Annotated in this window: 18 protein-coding genes; 7 read left to right on the forward strand and 11 right to left on the reverse strand. The window is 38.9% G+C overall.

Annotated features, from left to right (window positions below; translation table 11 throughout):
* Positions 1-86: 86 nt before the first annotated feature.
* A complete protein-coding gene (locus PUN35_RS22235; protein ID WP_033881410.1) occupies positions 87-275 on the reverse strand; it encodes a hypothetical protein in 189 nt (62 codons plus the stop codon).
* Between the two features lie 347 nt (positions 276-622).
* On the opposite strand from PUN35_RS22235, the gene PUN35_RS22240 reads away from it, so the two are divergent.
* Positions 623-895 (forward strand): hypothetical protein, encoded by a 273-nt coding sequence (locus PUN35_RS22240; protein WP_072592627.1) that lies wholly within the window; start codon positions 623-625, stop codon positions 893-895.
* Positions 896-1,341: 446 nt separating this feature from the next.
* Here the strand turns inward: PUN35_RS22240 and PUN35_RS22245 are convergent, their stop codons facing one another.
* The 4 genes from PUN35_RS22245 to PUN35_RS22260 all read right to left on the reverse strand — a co-directional run bounded on the left by PUN35_RS22245 (position 1,342) and on the right by PUN35_RS22260 (position 2,878).
* A complete protein-coding gene (locus PUN35_RS22245) occupies positions 1,342-1,593 on the reverse strand; it encodes a hypothetical protein (protein ID WP_013603263.1) in 252 nt (83 codons plus the stop codon).
* A gap of 1 nt (position 1,594) precedes the next feature.
* Positions 1,595-2,095 (reverse strand): hypothetical protein, encoded by a 501-nt coding sequence (locus tag PUN35_RS22250; protein ID WP_013603264.1) that lies wholly within the window; start codon positions 2,093-2,095, stop codon positions 1,595-1,597.
* A gap of 74 nt (positions 2,096-2,169) precedes the next feature.
* Positions 2,170-2,412, reverse strand: a complete 243-nt coding sequence (locus PUN35_RS22255; protein WP_013603265.1) for a hypothetical protein — start codon at positions 2,410-2,412, stop codon at positions 2,170-2,172.
* Positions 2,390-2,878: a hypothetical protein gene (locus PUN35_RS22260; RefSeq protein WP_013603266.1), complete on the reverse strand. Its 489-nt coding sequence runs from the start codon at positions 2,876-2,878 to the stop codon at positions 2,390-2,392. Before PUN35_RS22260 ends, PUN35_RS22255 begins: the two co-directional genes overlap by 23 nt.
* 486 nt (positions 2,879-3,364) lie before the next feature.
* Between PUN35_RS22260 and PUN35_RS22265 the strand changes: the two genes are divergently transcribed.
* Positions 3,365-3,667 carry a hypothetical protein gene (locus tag PUN35_RS22265; RefSeq protein WP_013603268.1) on the forward strand — a complete coding sequence of 101 codons (303 nt, stop codon included), beginning with the start codon at positions 3,365-3,367 and terminating at the stop codon, positions 3,665-3,667.
* Between the two features lie 290 nt (positions 3,668-3,957).
* Here PUN35_RS22265 and PUN35_RS22270 read toward each other — a convergent pair whose 3' ends face one another.
* The 3 genes from PUN35_RS22270 to PUN35_RS22280 are packed head-to-tail and all read right to left on the reverse strand — an operon-like array spanning position 3,958 to position 4,981.
* Positions 3,958-4,215: a hypothetical protein gene (locus PUN35_RS22270; RefSeq protein WP_013603270.1), complete on the reverse strand. Its 258-nt coding sequence runs from the start codon at positions 4,213-4,215 to the stop codon at positions 3,958-3,960.
* 26 nt (positions 4,216-4,241) lie between these two features.
* Positions 4,242-4,532: a hypothetical protein gene (locus tag PUN35_RS22275; RefSeq protein WP_013603271.1), complete on the reverse strand. Its 291-nt coding sequence runs from the start codon at positions 4,530-4,532 to the stop codon at positions 4,242-4,244.
* Complete coding sequence (locus PUN35_RS22280) at positions 4,529-4,981, reverse strand: hypothetical protein (protein WP_061113858.1); 453 nt, start codon at positions 4,979-4,981, stop codon at positions 4,529-4,531. The genes PUN35_RS22275 and PUN35_RS22280 overlap by 4 nt, the downstream gene beginning before the upstream one ends.
* Before the next feature lie 1,261 nt (positions 4,982-6,242).
* Between PUN35_RS22280 and PUN35_RS22285 the strand changes: the two genes are divergently transcribed.
* The 4 genes from PUN35_RS22285 to PUN35_RS22300 all read left to right on the forward strand — a co-directional run bounded on the left by PUN35_RS22285 (position 6,243) and on the right by PUN35_RS22300 (position 9,685).
* Positions 6,243-6,884, forward strand: a complete 642-nt coding sequence (locus tag PUN35_RS22285; protein WP_013603278.1) for a hypothetical protein — start codon at positions 6,243-6,245, stop codon at positions 6,882-6,884.
* Between the two features lie 134 nt (positions 6,885-7,018).
* Positions 7,019-7,351 (forward strand): YolD-like family protein, encoded by a 333-nt coding sequence (locus PUN35_RS22290; protein WP_052006222.1) that lies wholly within the window; start codon positions 7,019-7,021, stop codon positions 7,349-7,351.
* Entirely contained in the window at positions 7,344-8,609 is a 1,266-nt protein-coding gene (locus tag PUN35_RS22295; protein ID WP_033881015.1) for a Y-family DNA polymerase, read from the forward strand. Before PUN35_RS22290 ends, PUN35_RS22295 begins: the two co-directional genes overlap by 8 nt.
* 740 nt (positions 8,610-9,349) lie before the next feature.
* Positions 9,350-9,685: a YolC/YozM family protein gene (locus tag PUN35_RS22300; RefSeq protein ID WP_013603282.1), complete on the forward strand. Its 336-nt coding sequence runs from the start codon at positions 9,350-9,352 to the stop codon at positions 9,683-9,685.
* Between the two features lie 36 nt (positions 9,686-9,721).
* Here the strand turns inward: PUN35_RS22300 and PUN35_RS22305 are convergent, their stop codons facing one another.
* Positions 9,722-10,339, reverse strand: coding sequence for a hypothetical protein (locus PUN35_RS22305; protein WP_013603283.1), 618 nt, complete (start codon positions 10,337-10,339; stop codon positions 9,722-9,724).
* Between the two features lie 440 nt (positions 10,340-10,779).
* Between PUN35_RS22305 and PUN35_RS22310 the strand changes: the two genes are divergently transcribed.
* Positions 10,780-10,980: a hypothetical protein gene (locus PUN35_RS22310; RefSeq protein ID WP_033881013.1), complete on the forward strand. Its 201-nt coding sequence runs from the start codon at positions 10,780-10,782 to the stop codon at positions 10,978-10,980.
* A 73-nt stretch (positions 10,981-11,053) separates the two neighbouring features.
* Here the strand turns inward: PUN35_RS22310 and PUN35_RS22315 are convergent, their stop codons facing one another.
* Together PUN35_RS22315 and PUN35_RS22320 are read right to left on the reverse strand one after the other, a co-directional pair.
* Complete coding sequence (locus PUN35_RS22315) at positions 11,054-11,680, reverse strand: VanZ family protein (protein ID WP_013603286.1); 627 nt, start codon at positions 11,678-11,680, stop codon at positions 11,054-11,056.
* Positions 11,681-11,712: 32 nt separating this feature from the next.
* On the reverse strand, positions 11,713-12,102 hold the full coding sequence (locus PUN35_RS22320) for a hypothetical protein (protein ID WP_013603287.1): 390 nt from the start codon (positions 12,100-12,102) through the stop codon (positions 11,713-11,715).
* Positions 12,103-12,319: the final 217 nt, after the last annotated feature.

Genomic DNA, 12,319 nt, shown 5'->3' on the forward strand with positions numbered 1-12,319 from the left:
TCGCCCCTTGATTAAAAATTGAGTGGAAGGGGAGACCAACCCCCAACCGATAACCCTTGTACGTGTGTTCTTGATTTCTACCGTTTTTATTCTGTAACTTCAAAAAAACGTTTAAGTGGAGGCAAAGCCCACCCATCCTTTTTGGTTTGGGCAATAGCTTTTTTATACATTGCTTCCTCAAAAGCATCACCTAATCGTTTTTGCTCTTTTTGGTAATCACCTTCTAAATAAACATTTAATTGATAATCACCAAAATCGATCTTGACTATGATCATTTTGTCCTCCTTTTTTAAGACTTTTTTGTTTTTGCGGAGGCCGAATTGCATTCACAGCTAAAAAGCACACAAGGGTTATGAGCCGTTAAGGGATGTTCTGCAGCCCTTTACGGATCGTTAAGACCAATTTATTTGTGACAGATGCGTGCAGCTGTCCGTTCACAAAAAAATTGGCGGCCCTTGTGTGCTTTTATGAAACACGGATAGTAACGCGGCGGGCGTGCCCGGCGTGTTGCTTGCCGATGTTGAATGTGAAATGCTAAAGCCCCCGGACAGCTTTAGCTGGCCAAGGTGGGGGCGTTTGGCTGGACAAAAACAAAAAAGGCGTCTAAAAAAAGGGTTTAATCATGCCGGCGGCTGCCGGCATACGTTTTGCGGAAATGCGACCGGTGCTTTACGGGAGCCTTTCTGCTTCTTTTGATCTTCCGTCCTCGTTCACTCGTGAAGAAATGGCCAGGAACAATGCAGCTGTTGCTTCAGGATCCGCCGCAGGCAATCCGGAAGCTTACAGATGTATGTTATCGGGCATTTTAGAGGGAAGCGAGATGCCGCGGAATGTTGGCCGGCGTTTTTGGCCGGCTTACAGTCCGGGAGCAGACCCGCAGGGGGACCCCAATTAATCTTGATAACAACGGATCACAAATGGAAAAAAGGATGTGCTATGCTTTGAAATATAAAGAGGGGGTGGTGTCAAATGGATACAAATGAGGTACTACAGTTGTTAATTGCTACGAATGGAACTACAGCAACAGTTTTAGTTGGGATGTTCACATTAATTTTAACGGCACTTAAAAAGTAAGATCAGTGTATTAAAACACACTGATCAGCAGAATGATTTTGTAACTGAGATGTGGCTGCATCTTCAGTTACGCTCATTATAGCAAATTGATTTTGGTTTTCCCCCTGTTTTTGCGCTAGCAAAATCAGGGGGGAGGTTTTAAAGGTTGCTTTAGCAACCTTCAAGCAGGCTCGATGCCTGCTTTTAATCAAGGAAAACTTTAGTTTTCCTACCATGCGAACCAGCATGATTTTCATGCTGGTTTGTTTGCCGTAATATCTATTAACATTAACAGCAAAATTCAGATGTAACATTATCGGTGTAAAGCACTTCATTTTCTCCGGCTTCTTCTGGAAAATACGTTTCCCCATCAAACTCGTATCTTTTCTCTGAAAGGACGACTGTCATAATAGATGAAAAGCAGTCCGGGTCAGCGTGGATTTTATGCATTTCCTCGTTAGTTAGTTTAAATGATATTCCTGCCCGTCCCCAAATTGTTATAAAGCCAGGTTCTTGGGAGGACTTTTTAGATGATTCCATGTTATCTCACTCCTTTGGAATGGGGTGGGTTTCCTGCACCGCAGATTAATACGTTAGATGTCGCAATTGCATCCTGTAGCCAGCCGGCAGTGTCATCCATGATGTACTCACTTTGAAATTCAGACAGTGAGTCATAGCCGTGCTGTTTCGCTTTACTTTCTGCCCAATCGCTGGGAACTGTAAACCAGGCACAACCTAAGTGATCATTTATGCCGTTCTCATTTGGTATTAATTCACCAACGTAAGTGTAGATTGTGGTGACTTTCGCCTTTTCATAGTTTGAAAGCTCCGCATAAGGCGGGAGCGATTTGTCTTTTTTGGCTTGTTTCCACATATATAATAGATCGATTGCCGATATCTCTGAAAGCTTTATATAGTTCGCTTGTGTGTTTTCGTCTACATAACCTAAGTCGTGAAGATCAAAGCAAGAATCAAGAGCTTCACAAAGTTCTTCAAAGGTTTTGTAGCGAGTGAGAATTTCATAGATAGTTAAAGATTTCATTGCTGTTATCGTCTCCTTTGGAGATTGAGGGCAGGGGGACCAATCCCTGCCAACCAATCTGTATGCTTGTGTTTTTAATTTCTACCGTTTTTCACATTTACTCGTTCATAATCGAAATCGTTGCTGTTTGGAACTAATTTTTCGCCTAAATGCTCGCATTCTATAACCTTCCACTTTAGCGGAGAAACCAGTCTTTGTAGGTATCCCATAGCGTTTGCTTCGGTGTCAGGAACAGGCATAGGAATGACTATTGCCGGATCGCCTTGTTGTTTTTCAAGAGTTGCTTGATATATGTCAAAATGCACTTGGTTTATCATTTTGATAACACCCCTGTATTTGAGATTTCAAACTGTTTTCTATGGCAGTAAGACACGTTTGGAAAGTAAACTCATTCTCTATATCTTTATAGGTGAAAACATAGCCTATACGGAAAAAATGATACTTACCGTTGCGTTTAAAAATAGATTCTACGAAACAATCAAATTCATTTATCCCTTGTTCGTCAGAATCGCAATACATAGCAGGCTCATATGATATGAACTCATTCTCTGAAAAGAATTGATTATGATCCATGAAATTCAAAATTACTGTATCTATGAAGTCGCAGAAAGTGCCGCAAATAGCTTCCAAACTTTCTTCTGAATGACTTTGTAACAAGGCTTTATCGAAAGGTATAGCTTCAGGTATGCCTGTTAATGCTTGGTACTCTTCTTTGGCTATTTCAAGAAACTCATTGAGTGACATAGAACCAACTAGATTCACGTCTGCTGTATTGACATTCATTTGACCCTCTCCTTTTGAGTTTTTAGGAAAATTTACTGCAACAAACTACACCAAGAAACGCTATGGCAATTAGTAAAACCAAGATGGAATACCTTTTGCCTTCACCTTTTGTTCTGATAGTGATAACTGATAAAAAGCCAAATAATGAAAGTGCTATTATCACTAAAATGATCTCTTGCATGTGAATTCTCCTTTTTTTAAGACTTTTTTGTTTTTGCGGAGGCCGAATTGCATTCACAGCCAAAAAGCACACAAGGGGTTACGATCCGTTAAGGGGTGTTCTGTGGCCCTTTACGGATCGTTAAGACCAATTTATTTGTGACAGCTGCGGGCAGCTGTCCGTTTACAAAAAAATTGGCGGCCCTTGTGTGCTTTTATGAAACACGGATAGTAACGCGGCGGGCGTGCCCGGCGTGTTGCTTGCCGATGTTGAATGTGAAATGCTAAAGCCCCCGGGCAGCTTTAGCTGGCCAAGAATGGGGGCGTTTGGCTGGACAAAAACAAAAAAGGCGTCTAAAAAAAGATTTAATCATGCCGGCAGCTGCCGGCATTCTTTTTGCGGAAATGCGACCGGGGCTTTACGGGAGCCTTTCTGCTTTTTTTGATCTTCCGTCCTCGTTCACTCGTGAAGAAATGACCAGGAACAATGCAGCTGTTGCTTCAGGATCCGCCGCAGGCAATCCGGAAGCTTACAGATGCATGTTATCGGGCATTTTAGAGGGAAGCGAGATGCCGCGGAATGTTGGCCGGCGTTTTTGGCCGGCTTACAGTCCGGGAGCAGACCCGTAGGGGGACCCCAAAGTAAGGATTCCTGAAAAATCCTAAAGAAATCTAATGTAATCGATATGAGATATAGCTCTTTCAGCTGGACTCTGAAGGGTTAGGGGTGTTGAAAGGGGTTTGTAAGGCTTTGTGTTAACAAAGCCTTACAAGAGGTTTTTGTGGTTTTAGAGGCTGCTTTAGCAGCCTCCAAGCAGGCTCGATGCCTGCTTTTGATCAAGGAAAACTTTAGTTTTCCGTCCATTCGTCCGCCAAAGGCGGCGAAAAAACCAGGCTATTTGAAGCCTGATTTTACAATGTTATTTTGACCATATTTGTCTGTTTCGGCTGTAAGGGGCTGTATCGTCAAAATGAAGTGTTTCTTTTAGTCTAAACCCTAATTTTTCAACGTATCTAAGGCGTTTCTTCATCCCAAAAGGATAATCGACTTTGATTTCACTAGCTGCTTCCAGGTGTGCTGGGAGGTCTTTGTAACGACTGCTTATGATTCTTCCGGAATCTGCTGTAATTGGTTTATAGATAGTTACTGAATTATCGAGTCTTACAAGTATCATCATGTATCGCTCCTTTGGAATGGGGATGCTTAAGCTATGAGGTTCCCGAAGATTACTGTTCCGAAAAACAACAGTCCGATTAAAGAAAGTGATATTCGTGGACTGACTGCTATAATTTTGTCATCGAATACGATGATCTCTCCCTGGGATTCAAGTTCAGCAATATGAGTCATGACCTTATTTGAATCGCCATATTTTAATAGTTTGCTGATTGTGGTATACTTTGATTCACGTATTGATTTGAGCAGTGATTCTTTGGTCGGGGTCACATGCTCTTTTTTTATTTTCCGTTGAATTGCTTGTGCTGCATTCATATTCATTCTCCTTCATCCTCCTTCAAAATAGTTAGCCCACTTTCACTTTTATTTTCCGTTGCTATTTCAAAAATGAGTTTAGTTTGGTCGTACGTATATTCACTCGTGAAGGTACTGATATCAGGGATATCAGTGAATCTGCGGTTTAGAACTTCTTCTAACCAGTCCTCGTAAACACAAAATCTTACCTGTGTTTCAGGGTATTCATTGGCGGACGCTTTATAAGTCCAAAAACTGCAGTACGCCTTTGACTGGGTTTTATCTAGCTGTGATTCGATTGATCCAATTAGGTCATCTAATATTGTCCATCCTTCTTCAACGCTTCTTTCTTTTAATGTTTGTTCAAAGCCATTGGTAATGCAGGCTTCAATATTCTTCTCAGTGCCAAGGAATCCTTTGGATTCTAATGCGGATTTCAGGTCTTCTTTATGCCATACAATAGATGTGAAAAACATATGTAACAGCTCCTTTTTTTTTAAGACTTTTTTGTTTTTGCGGAGGCCGAATTGCATTCACAGCCAAAAAGCACACAAGGGGTTACGATCCGTTAAGGGGTGTTCTGCAGCCCTTTACGGATCGTTAAGACCAATTTATTTGTGACAGATGCGTGCAGCTGTCCGTTCACAAAAAAATTGGCGGCCCTTGTGTGCTTTTATGAAACACGGATAGTAACGCGGCGGGCGTGCCCGGCGTGTTGCTTGCCGATGTTGAATGTGAAATGCTAAAGCCCCCGGACAGCTTTAGCTGGCCAAGGTGGGGGCGTTTGGCTGGACAAAAACAAAAAAGGCGTCTAAAAAAAAGATTTAATCATGCCGGCGCCTGCCGGCAATCGTTTTGCGGAAATGCGACCGGAGTTACGGGAGCCTTTCTGCTTCTTTTGAACCTCTGTCCTCGTTCACTCGTTAAGAAATGGCCAGGAACAATGCAGCTGTTGCTTCGGGATCCGCCGCAGGCAATCCGGAAGCTTACAGATGCATGTTATCGGGCATTTTAGAGGGAAGCGAGATGCCGCGGAATGTTGGCCGGCGTTTTGGGCCGGCTTACAGTCCGGGAGCAGACCCGGAGGGGACCCCAAAGTAAGGATTTCTAAAAACTCCTGAAAGAAATGATTAAATGTAATCGATATGAGGTGTAATGTGAAAATCAATCTTTCTGCTGAGCTGTGAAGGTGTTAGGGGCGTTGAAAGTGTTTGTAAGGCTTTGTGTTAACAAAGCCTTACAAGAAGATTTTTGTGGTTTTAAAGGCTGCTTTAGCAGCCTCCAAGCAGGCTCGATGCCTGCTTTTAATCAAGGAAAACATTAGTTTTCCGTCCATCCGAGAACTTCAATGGATTGCTCATAGTCGATGACGCCGGCTGTCCTCGAAGCAATCAGGGTACTTATTCTGTTTTCTTTCTAAAAAGGATTTAACTTTTATTGCTATATAGTCAAATAGTAGATCAAGTGCTTTGTTGATTAACCATTCAATTAATAAGACACTAAGAATATATTTCATATAAAATGTTCCTCCTTACCCGTGATATATATAAATATCAATTTTTCAATACAAAGACTTTTATGGAATTCAAAGAAATATTTCAAAGAAATTTGATAGCAGAATTATCAAAATTTGGGTAAGATTGAATTGTTGAGTTTCATTTAAGTGTGTGAAGAAAAATGCTGAAGATATGCTAAAAATTACCGATAGAAAGTATAGGATTGGAAAGAGAGGTAGGCATGAAGAATATAAAGCATATTAAAAAGATGAGGAACAGTATACTATTCTCAGTTGTATGGCGTTTGTTGTTTTTAGTATTATATCCAGTAATTTTAGGTGCTGGACTGCCATTGATTGGGCTTAATTTACCTTCAGCAACGCTGTTTATATTAAGTTTTATTGGTTGTATGATGGTCTGTTTAACTATAGCTACTCATATAAGTAATCTGGTTAACATAAGAGAAGTTCTAAAACAGTATGCTTCAATTGAGAGAGAACTTGTTGGAACATATTCAATTGATGCAAAGGTTTTGGACGACATGCTTGATAATACAATGAAAAAGTATCATCATCAAAGATCATTCGACCGAGACTATAACTTAGCGGATTTGCATGCTATTGAAGAGTTAGTTCAGGAAGAAAGAAATGGTAAGTATTTTGATAAATACCTGGCTCATGATGACAGTATCAAGGATGAAATTCGAATGGCCGTTGTACCGAAACGGGTAGCTGAGGATCTCTTATATTCAGTTTTCAACTCAAAAACCACATTTGGAATAACCGGAAGAAAATACTATCATAAATGGCATATGGCTCGATTAGATGAACAGCTGCTACCGTTCTTACAAGAAAAACAAGAAAAAATGCATAAAACAAATTAGATTAAAGTACCTGAAGCTTTTCAGGTGCTTTTTTGTTTAGGAAAAACTTTCTTGTACTAAAGGAACGTATGTTCTGTTAATATATAATCAAAAATGTTTGAGGGTGTGATCAAGTGATAAAGGATCGAGGTTTAATGAAATGGGCAACTTCTATGATGTTGCCGGAGCACAACGAAATGTTAAAGCAGCTGAATCTTGAAATGGAAAAAATGAAGCGCCCTGAAAATGATGAACAAAAAATTGAAGCAATGGCCCTTATAATTAATGAAGCAAAACAAGGAAACCAACTTTTAAGTATCTCCTATTTTGAAAATGGCCATATTTCATCGCTTACAGGCTTTGTAAGGTCTTTTAAGTACATTGAGAGGGAAATGTTAATAAAAACGAATGAAGGGCATATTAAGGCTGTTTCAGTTGATGATTTGATCGAGGTGGAGCTGGCTGAAGGAGAAAAGTTTTATGATTGACTATGATAGCCTTCCTAAACGTACTTTTTTGACCGTAGATATGCGTAGCTTTTACGCCAGTGCATCTGCAGTTATGCTGGGCCTCGATCCCATGAAATGTTATCTCGCTGTGGTAGGCGATACTGAACGATCAGGAAGTGTTGTTTTAGCTGCATCACCGGCTTTAAAAAAACGATTTGGTATTAAAACAGGTTCGCGCCTTTATGAAATACCTGATCATCCTCAAATTCACATTGTAAATCCTCAGATGCGGATGTTTATTAAGCTTTCCACCAATATAACTCATTTGTTTTATCAGTTTGCTTCACCTGAAGATATACTCACCTATAGTGTCGACGAGAGTATAATTAGATTTGATTTTTTGAAGAGACTATGGGGAACACCGATGGATCTGGCGAAAAGAATACAAAATGCAATCTACAGAGATTTTGGTGTACCAGCAACAGTAGGAATCGGCCCAAATATGCTAATGTCAAAACTAGCCTTAGACTTAGAAGCCAAGAAAAGCCCTTCAGGAATTGCGGAATGGACATATGAAGACGTTCAAACAAAATTATGGCCAGTTCATCCATTATCGAAAATGTGGGGCATAGGAAGGCGAATGGAGAGGAATCTGAATCGAATGGGAATCGCCACAGTAGGACAGCTTGCAAATTATCCCTTAGAACTATTAGAAAATCGATTTGGCATCATGGGGAATCAGATTTATTATCATGCCCATGGTGTGGATCTTAGCGAGCTGGGAACGCCTATTAGGCAAGAACAAATTTCTTTCGGGAAAAGCCAGATATTGTTGAGGGACTACAATGAAGAAGCTGAAATTAAATCAGTCATATTAGAAATGTGTGAAGAAGTGGCCAGCCGGGCTAGAAAGGCTAAAAAGGCAGGCAGAACCATTCATTTAGGAGTAGGTTATAGTCAAACAGTAGGCGGAGGCGGCTTTCATCGGTCTTTAACAATAGACCAACCAACGAATATCACGATGAAACTTTATAAAGCGTGCATTGCTTTATTTAAGAAATTCTATCAAGGTCAAACGGTAAGGAGCTTATCAGTTACATTAGGGAACGTAGTTGATGATAACCAATTTCAGATGTCTCTTTTTGAAGAAAACAGTGAAAAGGAACGTCAACTTGGCCATGTTATGGATTCTATTAGGGAAAAATACGGATCAGATGCGATTTTAAGAGCTATTTCTTATACAACAGCTGGAACTGCATTAAAACGGGCAAAGCTTGTGGGTGGCCATCAAGCATAAAAGTACATGAAGATAGTGAATGTCACTATTAATATTTCAAATTCATTAAACAAAAAGAGCCTGAAGTAAGTATCAGGCTCTTTTTTAAAAAAACACAAAAAACAAGATTTCTACTTGAAATCTTTTAAAAATTGTGATATAATACTATGTAAGTAGGCGTATGCCTTTTTGGTTCAGCTTTTCTGTTTGATGATACGGGAATATCATCTTCAGTATCTGATGTGTTGATTGTTAGTCAACAACGTTACATTGACTATAATATCTCACAAGTTTACCGTTGTCAACTAGGTTTTTGTAAAAAAGTGTTTTGACAATAGCATACATACTGATTATGCAGATTTGATGGTTTCAAAAAGTGCATATTGCCTGCTTAAAATAAATTTAAGGAGGTAATGCACAGTGTGTAAATTAACGTTGCATTACAGAAGACCACATAAGGTTAGAGGACATTTTAGAAATTGTAAGGGAGGCCGTGTTTGGATTCCTGAACACGAAAGGGGTGGAACTTGGGTGAATGACCATTGCTACCCAGGTTTCTTGCCTGAACTTCCAAGTTAATACTGAAGGTCCTCAGTGGCCTTTCTGATTATTTCCTCGCTGTTTTGGCAGCTTAGTAGCTGCCCCCTTTTTTAAGAGATATCTCTTTAGTTAGCAACATTTAAAACTTCTATAGGATTTCAATTGCTAGACATGATATACTCGTTAGGAAGATATTTACTGGAAACAAGGGAGGCGGGAAAATGAAAAAGAAATTCATTGGATTCTTGGTCTTAGCTTCTTTTTTGTTGATGTTTAATACGGCTTCATATGCAAGTGGAACTGACGAAAACACAGAGAAATCAACTGCTGAATTGTTGGAAAGTGTAATGGATGATTTTGGATTATTCAGTTTTCAAATTGGCCGAACAGATCCGACGATTACAATTGGGATGGATCAAACCAAAAGTGAATCAAAACTTCGTGAATACTTAGATGATAATTTGTCTGAAGAAGCAAAGAAAAAGTATGAAATCTATATATTTAAAGAGGATATTGATAAGTTGAAACAAGAACATCAAAAGAGTTTACAGGAATAAAGCAGACCGACTAAGGTCTGCTTTTTTATATCAAAATTAGTTATACCACAAAGTAGCTTGATTTATTGTAATTAATTTATCAGTGTTTCCTTCATTTTCGAATTTAATGTGATAGCTTTTCCCTTTTTTTAAGTTCCAATTCATATGAAATTGGCCTTTCCATCCACCAGGTAAAGTAACCTTTTGGGCACGACCTTTAGCCCCACCTCTACCATCATCGTAAAATGCGGATACAGAAAACTTTCTCGCTGTTCCTTTATAGGTTACGATGAGGGTACTTGGATCTTTAAAAGTTTTTCCATATGTCCCTTTTCCAAGCCAAATGTTATAGTAAAAATCAAAGTAGCCTGATGAATATGTTTTTTTCAATACCTTTATTGGATTATCTGTAGGCTGCTCTTCTGTAAGTCTAATCATGCTTTTCAGCTGTTCAGTTGTATAAGGATGAATCTCTTTGTTATTTTCGTCAAAAATTTTGATTTGAGAAGCAATCTCTTCCTTCTTAGCTTCAATTTCATCCTGTGACAGAATTTTTTCCTCAATAGGCAAAGATTCTTTTACCTCTGCTGCCTCTACTTTGCTTGTTCCCATGAAATCAAAAAGAGAAATACCCAAAACAGCTGCTATTGACCAGTACTTGAAGTTTGCTTTCATATTGAACGGCTCCTTTATTCATTTTTTAATTTGCTAAAGTTGCATTGAATTTTCTTATGTTTTCTCACTGGTGAAATTTTTACTGAGGAATCCTATGGAGTATAGATACAGCTGATAATTTGAGCCATTAAAGCTGTGGAAGCTATTCATGGGGTTTTGGGTTCTTTCGTAATGACTCAATCAGCAAAAGAGAAAAATTAAACGATAATGTGAAATCTAAATTAGTGTTGACGTTGGCAGCCAGTAATTTTTATCAAGACAAATTAACCCCTCCTTTGAATGATAATACAAAGCAAAACTACCATAGAGATCAGGAATATTACAACAAAAAACACCAAAATAATTGAAAATTATCTATATTTCTACAATTATGTACATAATTATATGCTTTATGTACATATATTCTCTGAACAGTGAAACCAGCTGCAGCTGAAGAAAAGATGTTGCCGGTACCGGAAACCAGGAAGCCAGGTGCGACTTGTCGTGATGTGGCAGCTGAAGAAAGAGATCGATGCCAGGCATCCAGGAGCGAACCAGCTGCAGCTGAAGAAAAGATGCTGCCGGTACCGGAAACCAGGAAGCCAGGCGCGGCTGTGTCGGTGATGCGCGCAGCTGAAGAAGATCAATGTCTGGAATTGTGAGACAGAACTATTTGGTCATAAAAAAGAACCAGTGGCTTCCTGGTTCTCATTGATTTATGGCCATAATTGGCTCTTATATATGTTTACGTACTTTTTGTTTCCTAGACGTCTTGTTAGTGCTGTCCACTTCAAATAGCTCCTGTCTAACCATTGGATAAACGAATTTATAAAATAGGTATCCAAGTGCAGAGCCTAGGGTGTTTAATATAAGATCATCTACATCAAAGCTTCTGTATGTGAGTCCAATCGCTGATGATATAGTAAACTGTGAGGTTTCTATGATGAGTGAAGCAATAAACCCAGCGATAATAACACGCTTTGCTTGTCTCATTCTGTTGAAAAGAAGAGGAAGAAAACATCCTAATGGGAACAAGAGTATTATATTTCCGCCGAGCTGATATACGGTTACGGATAAACTTGAGCCTGTTAGTGCATCCTTCATGGTGTTAAAAGGTATGAGGTTATTAGTTTCTTGGAAGCCTTCTGCGGCTCTGTCATGAATTAATAAAGGGTCAGTTGGAATTGGAAATAGCGTCATACAAATAACGCCTGTAAGATAAACAAAAGTAGCAAGTATATAAATACTTTTCTCTATTGTATATCTCGGCTTCTTTTGCACAAAAACAGCAAATAAACGATAAACAACAAACAAAACATAAGCGTAAACAACGTACGGAATAATAAAACTATTAAGTAACACTATATCACCCTATTCTTATAATAAGCTGTTACTTAATTGTAAATGTCCCCGTATCCTCCTGTCGATGCTCCATTATTCTTCTTTTTCATAATAAAATAAAATTTCCCTTTAGTTTTATTTCCATAACTGTTTGTAGTTGAACCGTTTTGAGAGAACTTTTTAGAGCCAAGATATTTGGCTTTGCCTTTTTTCTGTTTTCTGTATAGTTCAATGTTAAAAGTGCCACCACTACCACCTGTGTCAGCATGAGTATAAATTTTAATATTACTAGCACCGCGGCTGTACGTTTTAGAAGTAACTTGATGTTTAAACTCAAACCAAAAATCATGCTTTGATGCAGCCAATGCAGCTGGTGCCGTTACAGGGAGTAGTAATGTAAAACTTAGAGCTGAAGAGACTAGAACTTTTTTAATTTTTTTCAAGAAAAAAACCTCCTTTAATATGGTAATCCAAAACAAAATTACCATAGGGATTAAGCGGTTACAACAAAAAATATCAAAATAATTGAATATTCACTAATTCTCTACATTTTATGTGCATAATTACATATTTTATGTACATATGAGATGATATAAGTGTCACCGGCTTAATCTTTTGGAGAAGTAGCATGCAGTCACCATGCCTACAATTTTAATTGGT

The organism is Bacillus sp. N3378-2at (assembly GCF_033412715.1).
Classification (GTDB): domain Bacteria; phylum Bacillota; class Bacilli; order Bacillales; family Bacillaceae; genus Bacillus; species Bacillus subtilis.

Bases quoted from the DNA above. Each gene is read 5' to 3' on its own strand.
- PUN35_RS22255 (WP_013603265.1), bottom strand. From the start codon at position 2,412: ATGATAAACCAAGTGCATTTTGACATATATCAAGCAACTCTTGAAAAA.
- PUN35_RS22295 (WP_033881015.1), top strand. From the start codon at position 7,344: ATGATTGACTATGATAGCCTTCCTAAACGTACTTTTTTGACCGTAGAT.
- PUN35_RS22275 (WP_013603271.1), bottom strand. From the start codon at position 4,532: ATGAATATGAATGCAGCACAAGCAATTCAACGGAAAATAAAAAAAGAG.
- PUN35_RS22310 (WP_033881013.1), top strand. From the start codon at position 10,780: ATGTTGCCGGTACCGGAAACCAGGAAGCCAGGTGCGACTTGTCGTGAT.
- PUN35_RS22270 (WP_013603270.1), bottom strand. From the start codon at position 4,215: ATGATGATACTTGTAAGACTCGATAATTCAGTAACTATCTATAAACCA.
- PUN35_RS22285 (WP_013603278.1), top strand. From the start codon at position 6,243: ATGAAGAATATAAAGCATATTAAAAAGATGAGGAACAGTATACTATTC.
- PUN35_RS22250 (WP_013603264.1), bottom strand. From the start codon at position 2,095: ATGAAATCTTTAACTATCTATGAAATTCTCACTCGCTACAAAACCTTT.
- PUN35_RS22235 (WP_033881410.1), bottom strand. From the start codon at position 275: ATGATCATAGTCAAGATCGATTTTGGTGATTATCAATTAAATGTTTAT.
- PUN35_RS22305 (WP_013603283.1), bottom strand. From the start codon at position 10,339: ATGAAAGCAAACTTCAAGTACTGGTCAATAGCAGCTGTTTTGGGTATT.
- PUN35_RS22245 (WP_013603263.1), bottom strand. From the start codon at position 1,593: ATGGAATCATCTAAAAAGTCCTCCCAAGAACCTGGCTTTATAACAATT.
- PUN35_RS22240 (WP_072592627.1), top strand. From the start codon at position 623: ATGCCGGCGGCTGCCGGCATACGTTTTGCGGAAATGCGACCGGTGCTT.
- PUN35_RS22300 (WP_013603282.1), top strand. From the start codon at position 9,350: ATGAAAAAGAAATTCATTGGATTCTTGGTCTTAGCTTCTTTTTTGTTG.
- PUN35_RS22280 (WP_061113858.1), bottom strand. From the start codon at position 4,981: ATGTTTTTCACATCTATTGTATGGCATAAAGAAGACCTGAAATCCGCA.
- PUN35_RS22260 (WP_013603266.1), bottom strand. From the start codon at position 2,878: ATGAATGTCAATACAGCAGACGTGAATCTAGTTGGTTCTATGTCACTC.
- PUN35_RS22290 (WP_052006222.1), top strand. From the start codon at position 7,019: ATGAAATGGGCAACTTCTATGATGTTGCCGGAGCACAACGAAATGTTA.